The sequence below is a fragment of the Thermoanaerobaculia bacterium genome (assembly GCA_035260525.1).
GTDB lineage: Bacteria > Acidobacteriota > Thermoanaerobaculia > UBA5066 > DATFVB01 > DATFVB01.
Map to the genome: position 1 here is coordinate 1 of DATFVB010000153.1, position 19,855 is coordinate 19,855.

Sequence of the window (19,855 nt, forward strand, 5' to 3'; positions counted from 1 at the left end):
CCCGGATTCGAGCCGGGACCGCTTTATCCGGTCTATTCCTCCGACTTCTTCGACGGCGCGCATTTCGTGATGAAGGGGGGCTCGCCGGCGACGACGGGCGACCTCCTTCGCCGTACGTTCCGGAACTGGTTCCAGCCGCACTATCCCTATCCCTACGCGACGTTCCGCTGCGCGAGGACCGCGGCGTGAAGCCGCCGAGGACCGCGGCGTGAAGCCGCCGAGGACTATCGCGTGAGCTCCGCGGCGGCGCTCTCGACTTTCGCGATGGACGTCGCGCGCGACCTCGCCCTGTCGCCGCGGCAGCTCCAGTCGAAGTATCTCTACGACCGGCTCGGGAGCCGCCTCTTCGAGGCGATCTGCCGATTGCCGTGGTACACGATCACGCGCGCCGAGCTCGGGCTCCTCTCCCGGCACGCCGACGAGATCGCCGCGGAGCTCCCCGATCCGCTGACGTTGACCGAGCTCGGACCCGGCGACGGCGAGAAGATCGCCCTGCTCGCCGCGGCGCTCGTCCGGGAGCGGAGCGCGCTCGCGACACACTTGATCGACATTTCCCAGACCGCCCTCGACCAGGCGGAGCGCCGCCTCGGGCGGTACGAAGGGGTGTCGGTCGTCGGGCACCGGGCGTCGTACGAGGAAGGGTTGCGGCGGGTCGCCCGCGCGAGAAACGGCGACGGCGGCCTGCTCGTCCTCTTCCTCGGATCGAATCTGGGAAACTTCGATCGCGATGCCGCCCGCGATTTCCTCCGCGCGATCCGCGGCACGCTCCGCCCGGGCGACGCGCTGCTCCTCGGCGCGGACCTCGTCAAGCCCGAGAAGGACCTCGTCCTCGCCTACGACGACCCGCTGGGGGTCACGGCGGCGTTCGACAAGAACCTGCTCCTGCGAATCAACCGGGAGCTCGACGGAAACTTCGACCTCGAGGCCTTCGCTCATCGCGCCGTCTTCGATTCGGTGGAGTCGCGCGTCGAGATGCGCCTCGTTTCGCTCCGCGATCAGGAGGTCGAGATCCCGGCCGCGGGGACGCGCGTGCGATTCGCCGAAGGCGATTACATCTGGACGGAGAGCTCCTACAAATACACGGCTGCGGTCCTCCGGCGACTCGTCGAGGATGCGGGATTCGCCTGCCGGCGCCAATGGGTGGACTCCGAGGCCGCGTTCGCGCTCGCCCTGTTTTCCGCGACCTGAGCGGGCGGACCGGCTAAGATTCTCCCGACCGAACCGACCAAATGCTGACGCCCGGAACGCGATTGGGTCCCTATGAGGTGCTCTCGCCGCTCGGCGCCGGAGGGATGGGAGAGGTCTACCGGGCCCGGGACACGCGGCTGGGACGGGAGGTGGCCGTCAAGGTCCTCCCCGAAACTCTCGCGCGGGACGCCGAGCGGGTGCGGCGGTTCGAGTCGGAGGCCCGGGCGGCCTCGGCGCTCGCCGACCCGCACGTCGTGACGGTCTTCGACGTGGGAGAGCAGGAGGGGATCCCCTGGATCGCGACCGAGCTCGTCGAAGGGGTCGATCTCCGCCACCTCCTCGACTCCGGTCCCCTCCCGCTCGCGAAAGCGGTCGATCTCGGCGTGCAGATCGCCGAGGGCCTGGCGGCGGCGCACGACCGGGGGATCGTCCACCGGGACATGAAGCCCGAAAACGTCCTGATCACGCGGTCCGGCACCGCGAAGATCGCCGACTTCGGGCTGGCGAAGCAGACGGAGCCGTCGTCCGATCTCTCGCGGATGGCGACGGCGGCGGCGAGCGCGACGGCGACGGGGATCGTCATGGGAACGATCGCCTACATGTCGCCGGAGCAGGCGCGCGGGGCGAAGGTCGACTTCCGCGCCGACCAGTTCGCTTTCGGCCTGATCCTCTACGAGATGCTGACCGGAAGGCGCGCGTTCGCGCGCGAGAATCCCGCGGACACGCTCTCGGCGATCCTCCGCGACGAGCCGGCGCCGATCGCCGGCGTTGCGCCGGGGACGCCGCCGCCGCTCGCGCAGATCGTCGGGCGATGCCTCGCGAAAGAGCCGGCCGGAAGGTACGGGTCGACGCGGGACCTCGTGCACGACCTGCGGTCCGCCGGCGATGCGGCCGTGCCCGCCTCCGCGCCTTCCGTGGCGCCCCCGTCGCGGCACGGGAGTCGGCCGGCGGTCGCGGGCGCGATCGCGGCGGCTGCGGTGCTCCTCGCGGCCGGCGGGTTCTTCCTCCTCCGCCGCCGCGCGCCCGCTCCCGCGGGGATCGATTCCCTGGCGATCCTGCCCTTCGCGAACTCGAGCGGGAAACCGGAAACGGACTTCCTGAGCGACGGGATCACGGAGAGTCTGATCAACAAGGTCTCGCAGGTCTCGGGTCTGCGGGTGATCTCGCGCACCTCGGCGTTCCATTACAAGGGGAAGGAGATCGATCCCGAGAAAGTCGCGAAGGAATTGAACGTCCGGGCGCTCCTGACCGGCCACGTGCTCGCGGTCGGCGATTCCCTGTCCGTCGGCGCCGAGCTCGTCGACGCGAAGGACGGAAGGCACCTCTGGGGAGAGCAGTACAACCGGAAGATGGCGGACATCTTCTCGATGCAGAGCGAGATCGCCTCCGAGATCGCGACGGCGCTCCGGGGAAACCTGACGGGCCAGGAGCAGGGAAAAATCGAAAAGCGGCCGACGGACAACCTCGCGGCCTACGAATCCTTCCTCAAGGGGAAGTATTTCCTGGATCGCAGCAATCCGGACGACCTCGAGAAGGCCAGGGCGGCCTTCGAAGAGGCGGTATCGCGGGATCCGAACTTCGCCCTCGCCCACGTCGGCGCTTCGGCATGCTACGGGATCGAGGCCTCCGCCGAGTACCGGAATCCCGCCGAGAGCTGGCCGAAGGCCCGCGAGCACGCGGAGCGGGCGGTCGCCCTGGACGACTCTCTGCCGGAGGGCCATGTGGCCCTGGCCGCGATCCTGTTGAACCGCGATTGGGATTGGGCGGCGGCGGAGAAAGAATTCAAGCGGGCGATGGCATTGGGGCCGGTCACCATCGCGTCGGCGGACCCGAACGATCTGTACGCGATGAATCTGGCGGCACTGGGACGTCTCGACGAGGCCGTGTCCTCGGAAATGAAGGCGCGGAAGACCGACCCTCTTTCGCCCCTTCTGGCGTCCGACGTGGCCCAGATCTATTACTACGCGAGGCGCTACGACGACGCCCTCCGGGAAGCGCGCCGCGCCCTGGAGCTGCAGCCCGATTCCGTCTTTGCGAAGGTGACGCTCGGCCTGTCTCTCGTCCTGGAGGGAAAATCCGAAGCCGGGATCGCGTCGCTCGAGTCCGCGGTGAAACTTTCGGGAGAAGCGCCGTCCCAGCTCGCGATCCTCGGGTGGGCGTTGGGCCGGGCCGGCCGCCCCGCGGAAGCGAGGGAAATCGTCCGGCGCCTGGATTCGCTCTCGCGGACCCGCTACGTCGCGCCGCTCGACCTCGCGATGGTCGAGATCGGTCTCGGCGACGCCGACGCGGCCTTCCGGGTCCTCGATCGGGCGGTCGAGGAGCGCAACGCCTGGCTCATCTTCCTGAACGTGGAGCCGATGTTCGACCCCATCCGCGCCGATCCGCGCTTCGCGAAGGTCGTCGCCCGCGTCGGGCTGCCGGCGGCGGGGAAGACGCTGTGAGTCTCGCCGCGGGAACCCGGCTGGGGCCCTCCGACGACTTGAAGACCTCCGATGGAATCGCGATGGGAACGATCGCCGCCTACGATTCCGGCGCGGGGGCTGCGATGAGTCCCCGGAGCCCGATCGACGCGAGGATCGCGAGGTTCGCGAAGAGGAGCGGCGCGAAGATCGGCGCACCGTAGAGAAATCGGTCCCAGAGGGTTCGGCCGGGGCCCTCCAGGTTCCCTCGAAGGTGCAGCAGGAACCCGGCGACGCCGACGGCGGCCTCGAGCGCCATGACGCCGAGGCAGGCGCGCAGGAATCGCCGGTCGGAGCGCGCGAAGAGGGCGGTCGCGAGGAAGCCGACCGCGAAGGCGGCGCCGGCGACCGCGATCCACTCCGTCTTCCGGAAGAACCCGTTCTGCGCGTGGTCGGCGAGCGAGAGGCCGAGGTTTCCGACGAAGCCGCCGAGCGCGAGCAGGAGCACCCAGCGCGCCCACTCGGGCTCCGCGGCTTCGACGAGGCGGTCGAGCAGGACGAGGAGCCCGAGCCCGGTGAACGCGAGCGGAGCCGCGAACGGCGCGGTGTAGACGAGGTTCGCGAGCGTCTGCCGCTCGAAGAAGGCGCTGTCGAGATGGAGCAGCAGGCCCGAAACGCCGACGGCGACCGCGGCCGCGCCGACCGCGAGCCCGAGCGCCCGCGCGGCCCGCGCGCCCCGCGGGCGGAAGCCGCCGGCGAGGAACGAGGCGAGGAGGAGCGGCGCCGCGGCGATCGAGAACCCGAACGGGATCCATTCCTCCCATCGGGCGAACTCGTTGACCGAGTGCGCGAGGAAGATGTCGAGGGCGAGAAACGCGAAGTTGGCCGCGGCGAAGAGCTCGACCGCGGCCGCCGCGCTACGGTAGCGCGCCGGTACCCGCACGGGCGGGGACCTTTCCGCCGCGCGCCTCGATCTCCGCCGCCCGGGCCTTGATCTCGGTCAGCTTCGACGTCAGCTCGTAGGCGCCGTGCCACTGGACGAAGTCCGCGCCGCCCATGAAGGCGCCGTGCTTGGCGGTGCGCCCGTCGTAGTGCCACATGTTGAAGTAGAGGTACTTGATCGGGTCGTCGAAGGGGACCTTCGTGAGGAGACCCTCGGACGCGAGGCGGTCCATGATCCCCTTCGCCTCGCGCACGGTCGCGTTGGTCGCCGCGACCACCGTCTCCGCCTCCTGGTAGAAACGGTCGATGCTCGCCGCCGGATGGCACTTGCGGCACGTCTCCTTCATCGCGACCTGCGCGGCGGTGAAGTTCGGCCGCTTGTCGGTGATCTCGGCGAAGAGATAGTACGAGAGCCTCTCGCTCGTGTCGTGCGTCGTCTTCAGCCCCTCGAGCCCGGAGAGATGGCATGTCGCGCAGGTCGGCACCGGCATGTCGGCGGTCGTGAGGCGCTTCGGGTCGGCCGAGAGATTCATCCGCGCGCGCTGGGCGTTGAAGAGCACGCCGTGCTTGGACTCGTGGTAGATCTCGATCTGCGAGTGGTCGGGGCCGAGGTGGCACTGGCCGCACGTCTCCGGGAGACGCGCGAGCTCGACCGACGCCGCGTGGCGCGCATGGCACGACGTGCACGCGCCGATCGACCCGTCCGCGTTCGGGCGTCCGACGGCGTGGCATTTCTGGCATCCGCTGGCGAGCGCCTGCGGACCCTCGAGCGGCGGGAGCGCGTTGGGCGGCCGTTTGACCCCGCCCGGATGGAACTGCTCGGAAAACGCGATCTGCTCGGGGGTGAACTCCTTCGGCCCGGTGACGGCCGCCCACGCGGGCGCCGCGTGCCGGCTCCGCAGGAACTGGTCGTATTCGGTCGCGTGGCACTGCTTGCAGTTGGCCGCCGTCACGTGGCGCGCGAGCACGAAGCCGCGGTGATCGTATTTCTCCTGTCCCGCGATCGCCTGGTGGCACTCGAGGCAGTTGACCTTCCGGGCCGCGTGCCGGCTCATCTCGTACTCGCGGACGATCGCGGGCGTCTCCCGCGCGTGGCATTCGGCGCATTTGCCCGAGGCGCGCACGAGCGCGGCGCTCGGCTGGGCGGTCTCGCGGGCGGGGCGCGCCCGGTTGACCATGAAGGCGGCGACGAGGATCGCCGTTCCGAGGAACACCGCGATGAAGACGTTGCGGAATCCCATCGTCTTCTCCTTTCGGGAGCGCGGCCATTCTACGCAGCGCCGTCACGCCGCGATAAGATGCGATCGAATCATTCGAAGGAGGTTGCGAGTGAAACGAGCGGCGGCGGCATGTCTGGTGGCGGTCTTCCTGGGATTCGGCGCGAGCGCGCAGGAGAAGCCCTCGGAATCGCCGAAACGCGAACCGGCTCGGAGCGAGCCGGGCCGGAGCGAAACGCCTCGGGAGGAGACGCCGAATCGGACGCCCACCGAGCCTCCGAAGGCGGAGCAGTCGGTCACGCAGCACGCGATCGTGATCGGCGGCGCGACCGTCAACTACACCGCGACCGCCGGCACCTTCGTCGTGAAGAACGAGGAAGAAGAGCCGGTCGCCAACATCGGCTTCACGGCGTACGTCAAGCGCGGCGGCGATCCGTCCGCGCGGCCGATCACGTTCGCCTACAACGGCGGCCCCGGCTCTTCCTCCGTCTGGCTGCACATGGGTGCGCTCGGGCCGCGCCGCATCGTCGTCACCGACGCCGGGTTCACGCCGCCCCCTCCCTACCGCGTCGTCGACAACGCGGAAAGCATCATCGACCGCACCGACCTCGTGATGATCGATCCGGTCGGGACCGGGTTCTCGCGCGCGGCGGGAAAGACCAAGGACAAGGATTTCTGGGGGACGGACCCCGACATCGAGTCGGTCTCGAACTTCATCAAGCAGTGGGTTACCGAGAACGGGCGTTGGAACTCGCCGAAATACCTGCTCGGCGAGAGCTACGGCACGACGCGCTCGGCCGGCATCGTCGACCGCCTGCAGGGGCGCGAGGGGATGGCGTTCAACGGCGTGATCCTCGTCTCGGTCGCGCTCGACCTCGAGGCGATCTTCAACGCGCCCGGAAACGACCGTCCCTACCCGCTCTTCCTCCCGACTTACGCGGCGGTGGCCTGGTACCACAAGGCGCTGCCGGACCGGCCGGAGAAGCTCGATCCGTTCCTCGACGAGGTCCGCGCCTGGGCGATGGGTCCGTACGCCGCGGCGCTGATGAAGGGCGACGCGATCTCCGACGCGGAGGTCGACGCCGTCGCCCGGAAGATCCACGAGTACACCGGGCTCTCGGAGGAGTACGTGAAGCGGTCGAATCTGCGGATCGACGAAGCCGCCTTCACGCAGGAGCTCCTCCGCGAGCGCGGCGAGACGGTCGGACGCCTCGACGCCCGGTTCCTCGGACCGACGCTCGATCCGATCGGCCGTGACGCCGAGTACGATCCCCAGAGCGCCGCGATCTCGGCCGCTTACACGGCCGCCTTCCTCGACTACTACCATCGCGAGCTGAACTTCGGGAAGGGGAAGACCTACATCATCACGAATTACGGGCTCTTCCCGCACTGGGACTTCAAGCACAAGGCGCCCGGCGGGAGGTTCCCGTCCCCCTTCACGAACACGGGGCTCGACCTGGCGCACGCGCTGACGGTCAACCCGAACCTGCGCGTGCTCGTGCTGAACGGGTACTTCGACCTCGCGACGCCGTTCCTCGCGACGGAGTCGATGATGTCGCACATGCTCCTCGCGAAGGACCTGCGCTCGCACGTCGAGATGAAGTACTACCCCGCGGGGCACATGATGTACGTCAACGAGGGGGCGCTGAAGGCGATGAAGGCGGACGTCGCCGCGTTCATGGACCGGACCAGCGGGCGGCGGTAGGGTCCGGAGCCCGCACCCTCCGGTATCATCGGCTTCACCCCGATGAGCCTCGCCGCGGGAACCCGGCTCGGTCCGTACGATCCGCCTTCGCTCCTCTGGAGCTACGGCGCGACTGGTCCGCCTTCGCTCCTCTGGAGCCACGGCGCGACTTCGGCGGAAAAGTCATGTTGACGCCCGGTACGAGGCTCGGTCCCTATGAGGTGCTGGCCCCGCTGGGGGCGGGAGGCATGGGAGAGGTGTACCGGGCCCGCGACACGCGGCTCGGCCGGGAGGTCGCGATCAAGGTCCTGCCGGAGGCGCTCGCCCGGGACCCCGAACGGATCGCCCGGTTCGAGCGTGAAGCGCGCTCGGCGTCCGCGTTGTCCCACGCCCACACCGTCGCCGTGTTCGACGTCGGCCGGACGGGCGACAGCCTGTATCTCGTCACGGAGATCGTCGAGGGAGGGAACCTCCGCGAGGTGATCGACCGCGGTCCCGTGCCGCTCCGCCGCGCGATCGATCTCGCCGCGCAGATCGCGTCCGGCCTCGCCGCGGCCCACGAAAGCGGTATCGTCCACCGGGACTTGAAGCCCGAGAACGTCCTCATCGCGCGGACGGGGGAGGCGAAGATCGCCGACTTCGGCCTCGCGAAGCTGGCGGAGCCGGAAGACGGGTCGGGCTCGAGCCTGCCGACCTCCGACGGCCTGAGCACCTCGGCCGGCCTCGTGATGGGAACGGTGGCGTACATGTCCCCGGAGCAGGCGGCCGGGCGGAAGGTCGACTTCCGCTCCGACCAGTTCGCTCTCGGCGCGATCCTGTGGGAGATGCTCGCGGGCCGGCCCTGCTTCCGCCGCGCCTCGGCGGCGGAGACCCTTTCGGCGGTGATGCGCGACGAGCCGGAGCCGCTGCGGACGTTGAATCCCGCCGTGCCGATGCCGCTCGCGTGGATCCTCGAACGGTGTCTGGCCAAGGAGGCGACGGGCCGTTATGCGTCGACGCGCGACCTCGCGGGCGAGCTCGCGACGGTTCGCGACCATCTGTCGGATCTCACGGGCGCGCCGATCCCCGTCGCGCCGATCCCCGCCGCCGCCGGGTCGCGCGTTCGGCGATTCGGGACGCCGGCGGTGATCGCCCTTCTCGCCGCGGCGGTCGTGGCGGCCGGGTTCCTCGTCGCGCGGCGACGCGGTCCGGCAGCGGCGCCGGTGATCCGTTTCTCGATTCTTCCGCCCTCATCGTCGCTGTTCTACTCGCGGCTCGACGCGATCTCGCTCGCGATCTCGCCGGACGGCTCGCGGCTGGCGTTCATCGGGGATCGCACGGCGGCGGCGCGCGAAGTGGCGCCGGCCACCGGGCTCTCGACCCGGATCTATGTCCGGCCGCTTTCCGACCTCGACTCGAAGCCCGTGCCCGGGACGGAGGGCGCGACGTCGATCTTCTGGTCGCCGGACGGCGGTTCTCTCGGCTTCTTCGCCGGCGGCCAGCTGAAGCGCGAAAACCTCGGCAGCGGGTCTCCCGTCCCGGTCTGCGCCTTCCCCTCCGGGAAGCTGATCACCGGCACCTGGGGAGCGGGAACGATGCTGTTCGCCTCGACGTTCGAAGGAGTGATCTACCGGGTCCCGGCCGACGGGGGAACGCCGGCGCCGTTCGTGCGCCCCGATCCGGCCCGGGGCGAGACGCGCATGCAGTGGCCTCATTTCCTCCCCGACGGCCGCACGTTCCTCTACCTCGCGGTGCATCGCGACGGCGCCGGGACCCTGATGGTCGGCTCCCTCGACGGGAAACCGCCCCGCGCGGTCGCGCCGATGTCGTCCCGCGTTGAATGGACCGCGCCCGGGGACCTCGTCTTCGCGGCCGACGGAGCGCTGATCGCCCGGAGCTTCGACGCCGGGAGGGCGCGGTTCACGGGACCTCCTCTCCCGCTTGCGCCGTCGGTTTACTCCTTCTTCACGAGCAAGTGGGCCGGCTTCTCGGTTTCCCGGAACGGGAGCTTCGCGTACCTGCCGAAGGGGAACATCACGCGGCTCACGTGGTTCGACCGTTCCGGACGGAACCTCGGCGAGATCGGAACAGCGGACGCGGGGGAGACGATCACTCTCTCGATCTCGCCTGACGGCCGAAGGGCAGCGTTCGACCGCACCCGGCTCGATCTCGGGACGTTCGACCTGTGGATGATCGATCTCGAGCGCGGGGTCGAGACACGCCTGACGTCGGACCCGAACACGGAGTTCGACCCGGTCTGGCTCCCCGACCAGACCCATCTGGTCTATTCGGTCGTCCACGACTACCTTCCCCAGATCGTCCGCCGCGACCTCGGGGGAGGCGCGGAGGAGCCGTTGCTCCCTCCCGGAACGTTCCAGGAGGCGCAGGACGTCTGGCCCGACGGGCGGCGCCTCCTTTTTTCCCAGAGCGATGCGAAGGGCGGCTTCGGGATCTGGAGGCTCGCGCTCGAGCCGGGAGCAAAACCGTCCCCGGTCGTCGTTTCGAAGTACCAGCAGGAGGTCGGCCGTCTCTCGCCGGACGGCCGCTTCGTCGCGTTCCTCTCGAACGAGTCGGGCGCGGGGGACGCCGCTTACGTCCAGCCGGTCGACGCGCCCGCGGGGAGGATCCGGATCTCCCCGGGGACGGCGATGCTCCTGCGGTGGAGCCGCGACGGAAAGGAGATCTTCTACACGACGCCGAACGGAAGCCTCATGTCCGCATCCGTTCGCACCTCGCCGTCGCTCGAGGTCGGGAATCCGGTGAAGCTCTTTTCGCTTCCCGCGAAGGGATGGCGGGCGTTCGACGTGGCGCCGGACGGCCGGTTCCTCGCGTCCGTTCCCGTCGTTTCGTACGCGACGGAGCCGATCGACGTCGTCGTCAGCGGGACCGGCGGGCTCCCGCGCTGACGTCCGGCCGCGGCTCGCGCCAGCGGCGGTCGACCGCGCCGGCGTTTCAGCGCGCGGCCGGGGCGGGCGCGGTCTTTCGCGGGTACTTCGTCTCGACGTATTCCTCGACGAGGCGGCGAAAGCCCTCCGAGAGCTCGTCGTAGTTGCCCTTCAGCGTCGTGAAGTGCTTGCCGTCGATGTAGACCGGGCAGTGGGGCTCCTCGCCGGTGCCCGGGAGCGAGATCCCGATCGACGCCGCCTTCGACTCGCCGGGACCGTTGACGATGCAGCCCATCACCGCGAGCGTCATCGTCTCGACCCCGTCGAACTCCCGCTTCCACTCCGGCATCCGGACGCGGATGTAATCCTGGATGCGCTCGGCGAGCTCCTGGAAGGTCGTCGAAGTCGTCCGCCCGCAGCCGGGGCAGGCCGTCACGGACGGGGAAAACGATCGGATCCCGAGCGCCTGCAGCAGCTCGCAGGCGGCGTAGACCTCTTCGCGCCGGTCCCCGCCGGGCCGGGGCGTGAGCGAGACGCGGATCGTGTCGCCGATCCCCTCGGCCAGCAGCACTCCCATCGCGGAGGCGGACCACACGAGCCCCTTCGTCCCCATGCCGGCCTCGGTCAGCCCGAGGTGGAGCGGCTGCCCGGTCCGGCGCGAGAGCTCGCGGTAGACGGCGATCAGGTCGAGGGGGCGCGAGACCTTGCAGGAGATGATGATCCGGTCGGCGCCGAGGCCGGACGCCTGCGCGAGCTCCGTCGACTGGAGCGCGGAGAGCACCATGCACTCGTTGATGATCTCCTCGGAGCTCTTCCCGAGATCGCGGTCGGTGTTCTCCTGCATCTTCTCCATGACGAGCTCCTGGTTGAGCGAACCGCCGTTGACGCCGATGCGGACCGGCTTGCCGTTCTCGACGGCGACTCGGCAGATCGCCGCGAACTGCTCGTCGCGCCGATCCCCCTTGCCGACGTTCCCCGGGTTGATCCGGTACTTGTCGAGCGCCTTCGCCATCGCCGGGAACTTCGTCAGGAGCACGTGGCCGTTGTAGTGGAAATCGCCGATCAGCGGCGCCTCGCATCCGGCGTCGAGCATCCGCCGCTTGATCTCGGGAACCGCGGCGGCGGCCTCGGGGACGTTCACGGTCACCCGGACCATCTCGGAGCCCGCCTGGGCGAGCTCGATGCACTGCTTCGCGGTGCCCGCCGCGTCCGCCGTGTCGGTGTTCGTCATCGACTGGACGACGACGGGCGCGCCCCCGCCCACGAGGACGTTCCCGACCTTCACGGAAACGGTGGGCCGTCGCGTCGCGACCATCCGACGACTTTACCAAAAGCGCGCCGCGTTCCGGCCCCGTCAGCCGCGGCGGCCCAGGTTCCTGCCGCCCGGCATGAGGAATCCGGCCACGGCGGCCGCCGCGAAGGCGAGCCCCGCGGAGCCCACGGCGATCGCGCGAAGACCGGCGTCGGAGGCGGCCGGCGGCCGGCCGGGCGCGCCGCCCGAGCCCGCCGCGACGACGATCCCGAAGGCCGCGATCGCGAGCATTCCCCCGATCCGGGAGATCGAGTTGTTGATTCCCGAGACGACGCCCGCCAGCCGCTCGGGCTCGAGGCTCATCACCGCGGTCGTCAAGGGCGCGACCGCGATCGCCATCCCGAGCCCCAGCAGGGCGATCGGCGGAAGGCAGGTCCGGAAGTACGCGGAGGGAGGACCTCCGGTCCGCGGATAGATCGCGAATCCCGCGCCGGCGAGCGCAGGGCCCGCCATCAGCGGGATCTTCGGGCCGATTCGCTCCCCCAGCCGTCCCGCCCACCGCGAAAGCAGCGCGACGAGAAGGACGACCGGAAGGATCGCCGCGCCCGCTTCCGTCGGAGAATATCCGTGCGACTGGATCAGGTTGAACGGAAGAAAGAAAACGGCCGCGTTGAGCGCCGCGTAGAGGAAGAGCGTCACGACGTTGACGGCGGCGAAGGCGCGCGACCGGAAGAGGCCGAGCGGGAGCATCGGGTGCGCGCTCCGCGCCTCGACGAATCCGAAAGCGACGCCCGCCGCGGCGGCGATGGCGGCCGGCACGACGACGCGGGCGGAGCCGGGCGCCGCGCGGGACGCCTCGATCAGCGCGAAGACGAGGCCCCCGAGGGCGAAGATCGCGGCAACCGCGCCGGGGGCGTCGAGGGATGAGGCTTTTCGCGGGTGGTCTTCCGGCATCCGGAGGACCGCGATCGCGATGACCGTCGCCGCGATCGGCAGGTTGAGAAAGAAGACGGCGCGCCAGGAGAAACGGTCGACGAGGAACCCGCCGGCGACCGGGCCGAGCGCGGCGGCGAGGGCGCTCGCTCCCGACCACGTCCCGATCGCGCGGCCGCGCTCGCTTGCGGGGAAGACCGCGGTGATGAGGGCGAGGCTGCCGGGAACCAGGAGCGCGGCCCCGACGCCCTGTACCGCCCGCGCCGCGACGAGGACCGCGATCGAGGGGGCCCCTCCGCAGACGCCGGACGCCAGGCCGAAGAGCCCGGCGCCCGCGGCGAAGACGCGCTTGCGCCCGAAGCGGTCGCCGAGCGCTCCGCCGACGAGGAGGAGCCCGGAGAGGAACAGCAGATACGATTCGACCACCCACTGCGCGCCGGCGAGCGACGTCGAGAGGCGCTGCTGGATGACGGGAAGGGCCACCGTGACGACCGTTCCGTCGAGTATCGCCATGGCCGAGCCCAGGATCGCCGCGGCGAGCGTCCAGCGTCCCCGGGCCCGGTCGCTCACGCGATGCGTCCCATGCCGGCATCCTACGACATCCGGGACCGGGGCCGCCGGATTGACGCTGCGCCTGGATGTGTATAGGGTAACCGTATGGTTACTAATTATGTCTTTCGCGCCGTCGCCGACCCGACCCGGCGGAAGATCCTCGCGCGTCTCCGGGCGGCGCCGCTCGAGACCGGCCGCATCGCGCGGATGTTTCCGGTGAGCCGTCCCGCGATCTCGAAGCATCTCCGGGTGCTCGCGGAGGCCGGTCTCGTCCGCCGGCGCCGGCAGGGACGCCGGTGCCTGTACACGTTGAATGCGGCGCCGTTGAAGGCGGTGGAGGAGTGGGTGTCGCTCTACCGCGATTTCTGGAGCGGAGGCGCCCGCTCCGGCCATCCGAAGCTGCCATAATCGGACGGTGGCGGAGCGGAAATACGTTCTCAGGACCCCGGCGGCCCCGAAGACCTGGCGGGTCGATTACGACGGGGAGTTGAACGCCGAGCAGAAGGACGTCGTCTTCGCCGGCAACGGCCCGGTCCTCGTGATCGCCGGCGCCGGCTCGGGGAAGACCCGCACGCTCGTCTACCGCGTCTCGCGACTGATCGAGTCGGGTGTCGACCCCTCGAAGATCCTGCTCCTCACGTTCACGAACAAGGCCGCGCGCGAGATGATGCGCCGGGTCGAGGCCCTCCTCACGATCGACACCCGGAAGATGGCGGGAGGGACGTTCCACTCGGTCGGCAACCGGCTGCTCCGGCAGTACGGCGAGCGTATCGGGCTTTCGCCGCACTTCACGATCCTCGACCCGGAGGACGCGCGCGAGCTCCTCGAGGCCGCGACGTCGGACCTCCAGATCAAGACGCTCGACCGCCGCTTCCCGAAGGGGGACGTGCTGCTCGACCTCTACTCCTTCACGATCAACACCGAAAAGAAGCTCTCCGACGTCCTGGCCGAGCGCGCGCCGCATTTCCTCTCGCTGCATGGTGAGATCGTGCGCGTGTTCGGGCGCTACCTCGAGCGCAAGAAAGCCGCCCGCGCCTGCGACTACGACGACCTCCTGCTCCACTGGAAGACGCTGCTCGAGACCGAGAAGGACGGGCAGCTCTCGCGGCGCTTCACGCACGTGCTCGTCGACGAGTACCAGGACACGAACCGGCTCCAGGGGGGGGTCGTCGACGGAATGGCGCGGGGCCACGGAAACGTCACGGTCGTGGGGGACGACGCGCAGTCGATCTACGCCTTCCGCGGCGCGTCGTTCGAGAACATCATCGGCTTTCCCGAGCGGTATCCGGCGGCGCAGGTCTTCCGGCTCACGACGAACTACCGCTCGGCGCCGGAGATCCTCGCGCTCGCCAACGCGTCGATCGAGAAGAACGAGCGGCAGTTCCGCAAGGAGCTGACCGCCGTCCGTCCGCCCGGCGCGCTGCCCGGAGTCGTCCCGCTTCCCGATGCGTTCGACCAGGCGCGGTTCGTCGCGCAGCGGATCCTCGAGTGGCGCGACGAAGGGGAGAAGCTCTCCGACTGCGCGGTCCTCTACCGGTCGCATTACCAGGCGATGGAGCTCCAGATGGAGCTCACCCGCCGATCGATCCCGTACGAGATCCGCTCGGGGATCCGGTTCTTCGAGCAGCGCCACGTCAAGGACGTGCTGGCGTTCCTGCGGATCCTCGTCAACCCGAAGGACGAGATCTCGTGGAAGCGGGCCCTGAAGATCTTCCCGCGCATCGGCGAGCGCACGGCGGCCCAGATCTGGGACGCGATCGGGGAGTCGCGCGACGCCCTCGAGACGTTCCGGCGCGGCGACTTCTCGGGGCTCGGGCGCGGCGCGGAATCGGCGCTCGCTCCCTTTCGAAAGCTCCTCGACCGGCTCGACTCGCCGTCGATGAGGAACGCCCCGGCCGACGCGATCCGGGAGATCGTCGACTCGGTCTACCGCGACTTCGCGCGCGCGAAGTTCGCCAACGGCGACGCGCGCCTGGACGACCTCGAGCAGTTCGCGCAGTTCGCGGCCGGATACGCGAGCCTCCCCGAATTCCTCGACGAGGTCTCGCTCTACAACGAGCTTTCGGGAGAGGACACGGTCGCCGGGCTCCCGGAAGACGAGCGCGTCGTCCTCTCCTCGATCCACCAGGCCAAGGGACTGGAGTGGCGCCGCGTCGCGGTGATCGGGCTCTCGGAGGGACGGTTCCCGAATTACCGCGCCGCGGCGACGAACGAGGGGCTCGAGGAGGAGCGGCGCCTCTTCTATGTCGCATGCACGCGCGCGAAGGACGAGCTGCTCCTCACCTATCCCATGCTCGCCCGCGACCGCTACCAGACCGACGTGATCCTCGAAGCGTCACAGTTCGTCTCGGAGCTGCCCGGCGCCGTCTACGAGAAGTGGATCGTCGAGCTCGAGCCCGAGGACCGGGCGGAGGCGCGGGAATTCGCGCCGGAGGACGAGAGCCAGGAGGTTCCGGAAGACGTGAATTAGGGAGAGTCGCGAGTCGAAGTCGAAAGAAGGCGCGGCCGCGAGTACGGCCTCGCGCCAGGAATCCGCCGCGGACGGGCTCCGCATGCCGTCCGCGGCGGGCTGCCGGCGTCAGCGCCGGGGCTGGAGTTTCGCGACGGAGGGCAGCGAGCGGATCGATCCGAAGAGCCCGTGGCTCTCGCCGTCGGGGCCCGCCGTGAAGAAGAGCAGGTTCGCCCTGCCGCCCTGTCCTCCGTTGCCGAAATGGAGCCCCCACAGTCCGTCGATCGTGAGCGCCTGCCCGCTCGCGCGGAGCATCTGTCCGAGGAACTCGCCGGTCGCCGGATCGAAGGCGTTCACTCTCCCGTCGCCGAAGTTTCCGACGAGGAGGGCGTTCGAGAACGCGCCGAAGTTCCCCGGCGCGAGCGTCATGCCCCAGGGAGAATCGAGCGTGCCCTGGGCCGCGAACTGCCGGATCAGGGTCCCGCTCGTGTCGAATTCGTCGATGTAGCCGTTTCCCGGTCCCGCCACGTCGTCGTGCGCATCCGCGTCCTGTTTGGCGAACGAGACCAGGAGGTTGCCGCCGATGTTGGCGATTCCGAAGGGGGCGAACCCGAGCGCCACCAGGGCCGGATCCGTGAACGTCGTCGTCGGCGTGAACGTCGAATCGAACACCTGGACGAAACCGTCGTGAAAGTCGGTTGCGTAGAGGAAATTGTCCGACCCGACCGCGCCCAGGGCGATGCCCTTGTAGACGGCACCCGTCGCGGAGAGGTCCGCGGAGGCGGGAAGGACGGCGTTCGTGGCGTCGACGTTGGGGTTCCACCCCGAGATCGTCCCGTCTTCTCCGGCGAAGATGAACACCGCCGAGCCGCTGACGGAGTTCTCCGTGACCATGAATTGTCCCGTGCCGTTGAAGACGACGCCGGTCGGATCCGCGCCTTCCGTGTTGGCCGTGCCCGCGGGAATCGCGACGACGAGCGGGAGGGCGGTCCCGTTGCCGTCGTAGATCGTCGACGTTCCCGTGCCGTTGTTGGCGACCCAGATCGGCCCGGAGGTACTCGACGCGATGCCCCACGCGTTGACGAGGTTCGGGTCGGTGAAGGCCGCCACCCCCGGCTGGTCGGAGACCAGGTTGTGCTGAATGTATCGCTGCGCCGACGCGGTCGCCGCCGCCAGGGCGAACGCCGCCGCCATGACCGCCGCGCGCGCGGCGTGCGCTCCTCCTCCGAAGTTCGATTTCATCGCTTCTCCCTTCTGCCCGCGTTCCGCGGGCGTTCCGAGCCGCTCGCGCGTGCAATGGAAATGCCCCGGACGGGATTTCTGAAGGCGCTTTAATCAAGAAAAGCAATAGGCTTCGCGCATGCGGCCGCCTTCCGCGATCGATCTCGCGCCTTTCGGCCTCGCGCTGGTGTCGCTCGCCCTCCTGCCCTCCGTCGCGAGCCATCTCTGGGAGAAACGCGCGTTCCGCCTCGCCTGGGCCCTCGTTCTCGTCCTGCCTTCCGTCGCGATGTCGGGAGCGCGCGGCGCGTGGCGGCCGCTCGCGCACGCGGCCGGAGAGTACGTCGACCTCGTGGCCCTGCTCGGTTCGCTCTTCGTGATCTCCGGCGGGATCGCGCTCGCCGGCCGGCTGGAGGGAACGCCGATCGTCAATACGGCCCTCCTGGGAATCGGGACCGTGCTCGCCTCGTTTCTGGGAACTCCGGGCGCGGCGACGCTGATGATCCGGCCCTATCTCCACGCGAACCGGCGCCGGATCGCGGTCGCGCACGGCGTCGTCTTCCTGATCGTGCTCGCGGGAAACATCGGCGGCGCGCTCCTGCCGATCGGCGATCCCCCGCTCTATCTCGGGTACCTCTCCGGCGTGCCGTTCTTCTGGACGCTCTCCCTCTGGCGCGAGTGGCTGTTTCTCGCCTCGGCGCTGCTCCTCGTCTTCTTCTTCTGGGACCTGCGGCTCTTCCGGAGAGAGGGATTCGTCGGCGAGGACGAGACGCGAACGCTCGGAAGAATCCGGGTCCAAGGCCTCGTCAACGCGCCGATCCTCGTTGCCGCGCTCGCTTCGGCGGTGCTCCTGCGCGGGGCCGCGCGGCCGGCCGCGCTCGCCGCCTGCGCCGCTCTTTCATGGTGGGCGACGCCCCGGGAGGTCCGGGAACGGAATCGCTTCACCTTCGAGCCGGTCGAGGAGATCGCCGTGATCTTCTTGGCGATCTTCGGGACGATCGCGCCGGCGCTCGAGCTCCTCGGCCGCCATTCCGCGCCCTTCGCGTCGGCGCGCGCGTATTTCTGGGCGACGGGCGGGTTTTCGGCCGTCCTCGACAACGCCCCCACTTATCTTTCCGCGCTCGAATCCGCGCGGAAGCTTCCGACGGCCGCCGGCGCGGCGATCGTGGCCGGCGTCCGCGAGGAAATCCTGCGCGCGATCTCGCTCGGAGCGGTTTTCTTCGGCGCCCTCACGTACATCGGCAACGGCCCGAACCTCCTCGTCCGGTCCATCGCCGTCTCTCGAGGCGTGAAGATGCCCGGCTTCCTCCGCTACACGGCGATCGCGGGCGCGATCCTCCTGCCGCTCTTCGCCGTCGTGACGTTCGTTTTCCTCTGATGCGCTGCGGGTCGTTGCCGCGCCGGGACGATGCGGCCGGACAGGCCCGAGGCGCGGCGTCTCACATTCGAGCCCGCGGAGATCGCGACCCCGCCACGGCCCCCTTCTTCAGCAACCTGCTAGACTGCCCGCGTTTTTCATGAGCGCCGACACGAAATCGCTGCCGGAGAATGCCTATCGGCCTCTGGCGGCGGCAGAAGAATACCGTCCGGTGGTCGCCGCCGATCGCGCGGAACCCGAAGCGACCGGGCGTTCCGTCGCCTGGGGGCTCTTCCTCTGCGTTCTCTTCACCGTCGCCTCGGCGTATTCCGGGCTCAAGGTGGGGCAGGTGATGGAGGCCGCGATTCCGATCTCGATCCTCGCGATCGGCCTCGCTCGGATGTATCGAAGGCGCTCGAGCGTCCTCGAGAACGTGATCATCACCGGGATCGGGGGAGTGGCCGGTGGCGTCGTCGCCGGCGCCATCTTCACGCTTCCGGCGCTCTACATCCTGAAGCTCGACCCGCGGCCCGTGCAGACGATCTTCATCTGCCTCGCGGGCGGATGCCTCGGAGTTCTCTTCCTGATCCCGCTTCGCCGCTACTTCGTGCGCGAGATGCACGGGATGTTCCCCTATCCGGAGGCGACCGCGATCACCGAGGTCCTGATCACGGGGGAGAAGGGGGGATCGCAGGCGAGGCTCCTGCTGGAGGCGACCGGGATCGCGGCGGTCTACGACTTCTTCGTCACGACGTTCCAGGTCTGGCGCGAGACGTTCGACCTGCGCTTCATCCCGATCGTGGACGCGGTGGCCCGGCGGACTCGCGCCGTCTTCCGATTCGACGCGATCGCGTTCATTCTCGGACTCGGCTACGTCATGGGCCTCCGGTCTTCGATGGTGCTGTGCGCCGGAGGCGTGCTCTCCAACTTCGTGCTCGTGCCCCTGATCTGGATGATCGGCCGCAACCTGCCGTCCGTGGTCTACCCGGGCGCCGTTCCCATTTCCGGGATGACCGCCCAGCAGATCTTCGGAAGCTACGTCCGATTCGTCGGGGTCGGCGCGATCGCCACGGCGGGAATTTTCGGGATCCTCAAGTCGCTCCGGATCGTCGCGGGGTCGTTCTCGATCGCGGCTCACGCGTTCCGGCACGGCGAGAAGCAGGGAACGGAGCGCACCGACCGGGACCTCTCCATGGGCGTCATCCTCCTCGGCGTCGTGCTTTCCGCGGTCGGCGCCGCCGTCTTCTTCCGCAGCCTGGAAGCTTCGCTCGCGGTCGTCGCGGTCGGCCTGCTGCTCACGCTGCTCTTCTCGTTCTTCTTCACGTCGGTCGCGGCGAACGCGATCGCCACGACGGCGCGAAATCCGGTGTCGGGGATGACGATGCTCACGATCATCATCTCGTCGATCGTCCTCCTGCGGTTCGGCCTGTCCGGAACGACCGGAATGTTCTTCGTCATGGCCATCGCCGGCATGGTCTGCACCGCCCTCTCGATATCCGGACAGGCGATCACGGACCTGAAGACGGGCTACTGGCTCGGCTCGACCCCGGCCGCCCAGGAGCGGGTCAAGTTCTACGGGGTGATCGCGTCGTCGATCGCCGTCGGCCTGACGATCGTGCTGCTGGCGCGGACCTTCCAGTTCGGGGAAGCCGTTCCCGGCGATTCGCGCGTCGTCCTCGCCTCTCCGCAGGCCGCGATCATGAAGGAGCTCGTCGAGGGATTCATGAGCCGGCAGCCGATCGCCTACATCCTCTTCGGGAGCGGGGCGGTGGTCGCGGTCGTGCTGGAGATGCTCGGAGT

At 69.3% G+C, this 19,855-nt stretch carries 14 protein-coding genes; 9 read left to right on the forward strand and 5 right to left on the reverse strand.

The genetic code is table 11. The features are described from left to right. The 3 genes from VKH46_07205 to VKH46_07215 form a co-directional block, all read left to right on the forward strand. Positions 1-189 (forward strand): SUMF1/EgtB/PvdO family nonheme iron enzyme (locus VKH46_07205; GenBank protein ID HKB70616.1); only part of this gene is annotated, 189 nt, incomplete at its 5' end. A 42-nt stretch (positions 190-231) separates the two neighbouring features. Beyond that, on the forward strand, positions 232-1,188 hold the full coding sequence (gene egtD, locus VKH46_07210; protein HKB70617.1) for an L-histidine N(alpha)-methyltransferase: 957 nt from the start codon (positions 232-234) through the stop codon (positions 1,186-1,188). A gap of 62 nt (positions 1,189-1,250) precedes the next feature. Further along, positions 1,251-3,629, forward strand: a complete 2,379-nt coding sequence (locus VKH46_07215; GenBank protein HKB70618.1) for a protein kinase — start codon at positions 1,251-1,253, stop codon at positions 3,627-3,629. A gap of 79 nt (positions 3,630-3,708) precedes the next feature. Here the strand turns inward: VKH46_07215 and VKH46_07220 are convergent, their stop codons facing one another. Together VKH46_07220 and VKH46_07225 are read right to left on the reverse strand one after the other, a co-directional pair. Continuing rightward, complete coding sequence (locus tag VKH46_07220; GenBank protein HKB70619.1) at positions 3,709-4,530, reverse strand: hypothetical protein; 822 nt, start codon at positions 4,528-4,530, stop codon at positions 3,709-3,711. Continuing rightward, complete coding sequence (locus tag VKH46_07225) at positions 4,505-5,770, reverse strand: multiheme c-type cytochrome (protein ID HKB70620.1); 1,266 nt, start codon at positions 5,768-5,770, stop codon at positions 4,505-4,507. Before VKH46_07225 ends, VKH46_07220 begins: the two co-directional genes overlap by 26 nt. A gap of 88 nt (positions 5,771-5,858) precedes the next feature. On the opposite strand from VKH46_07225, the gene VKH46_07230 reads away from it, so the two are divergent. After that, positions 5,859-7,451, forward strand: coding sequence for a hypothetical protein (locus VKH46_07230; GenBank protein ID HKB70621.1), 1,593 nt, complete (start codon positions 5,859-5,861; stop codon positions 7,449-7,451). A gap of 164 nt (positions 7,452-7,615) precedes the next feature. Continuing rightward, on the forward strand, positions 7,616-10,315 hold the full coding sequence (locus tag VKH46_07235) for a protein kinase (GenBank protein ID HKB70622.1): 2,700 nt from the start codon (positions 7,616-7,618) through the stop codon (positions 10,313-10,315). Between the two features lie 46 nt (positions 10,316-10,361). On the opposite strand, the gene ispG is transcribed toward VKH46_07235, so the two are convergent. Next, positions 10,362-11,609: a flavodoxin-dependent (E)-4-hydroxy-3-methylbut-2-enyl-diphosphate synthase gene (gene ispG, locus VKH46_07240; protein HKB70623.1), complete on the reverse strand. Its 1,248-nt coding sequence runs from the start codon at positions 11,607-11,609 to the stop codon at positions 10,362-10,364. A gap of 39 nt (positions 11,610-11,648) precedes the next feature. Beyond that, on the reverse strand, positions 11,649-13,049 hold the full coding sequence (locus VKH46_07245) for a DHA2 family efflux MFS transporter permease subunit (GenBank protein HKB70624.1): 1,401 nt from the start codon (positions 13,047-13,049) through the stop codon (positions 11,649-11,651). Between the two features lie 87 nt (positions 13,050-13,136). Between VKH46_07245 and VKH46_07250 the strand changes: the two genes are divergently transcribed. Both VKH46_07250 and VKH46_07255 read left to right on the forward strand, forming a co-directional pair. Then, positions 13,137-13,439, forward strand: coding sequence for a metalloregulator ArsR/SmtB family transcription factor (locus VKH46_07250; protein ID HKB70625.1), 303 nt, complete (start codon positions 13,137-13,139; stop codon positions 13,437-13,439). 7 nt (positions 13,440-13,446) lie between these two features. Continuing rightward, positions 13,447-15,501 (forward strand): ATP-dependent helicase, encoded by a 2,055-nt coding sequence (locus VKH46_07255; protein ID HKB70626.1) that lies wholly within the window; start codon positions 13,447-13,449, stop codon positions 15,499-15,501. Between the two features lie 108 nt (positions 15,502-15,609). Here the strand turns inward: VKH46_07255 and VKH46_07260 are convergent, their stop codons facing one another. Then, complete coding sequence (locus VKH46_07260; protein HKB70627.1) at positions 15,610-16,722, reverse strand: TIGR03118 family protein; 1,113 nt, start codon at positions 16,720-16,722, stop codon at positions 15,610-15,612. A gap of 118 nt (positions 16,723-16,840) precedes the next feature. Here VKH46_07260 and VKH46_07265 point away from each other — a divergent pair, with 118 nt between their 5' ends. After that, entirely contained in the window at positions 16,841-18,076 is a 1,236-nt protein-coding gene (locus VKH46_07265) for a sodium:proton antiporter (protein HKB70628.1), read from the forward strand. Between the two features lie 139 nt (positions 18,077-18,215). Next, the coding region (locus VKH46_07270; GenBank protein HKB70629.1) for an oligopeptide transporter, OPT family at positions 18,216-19,855 on the forward strand (1,640 nt) is incomplete at its 3' end.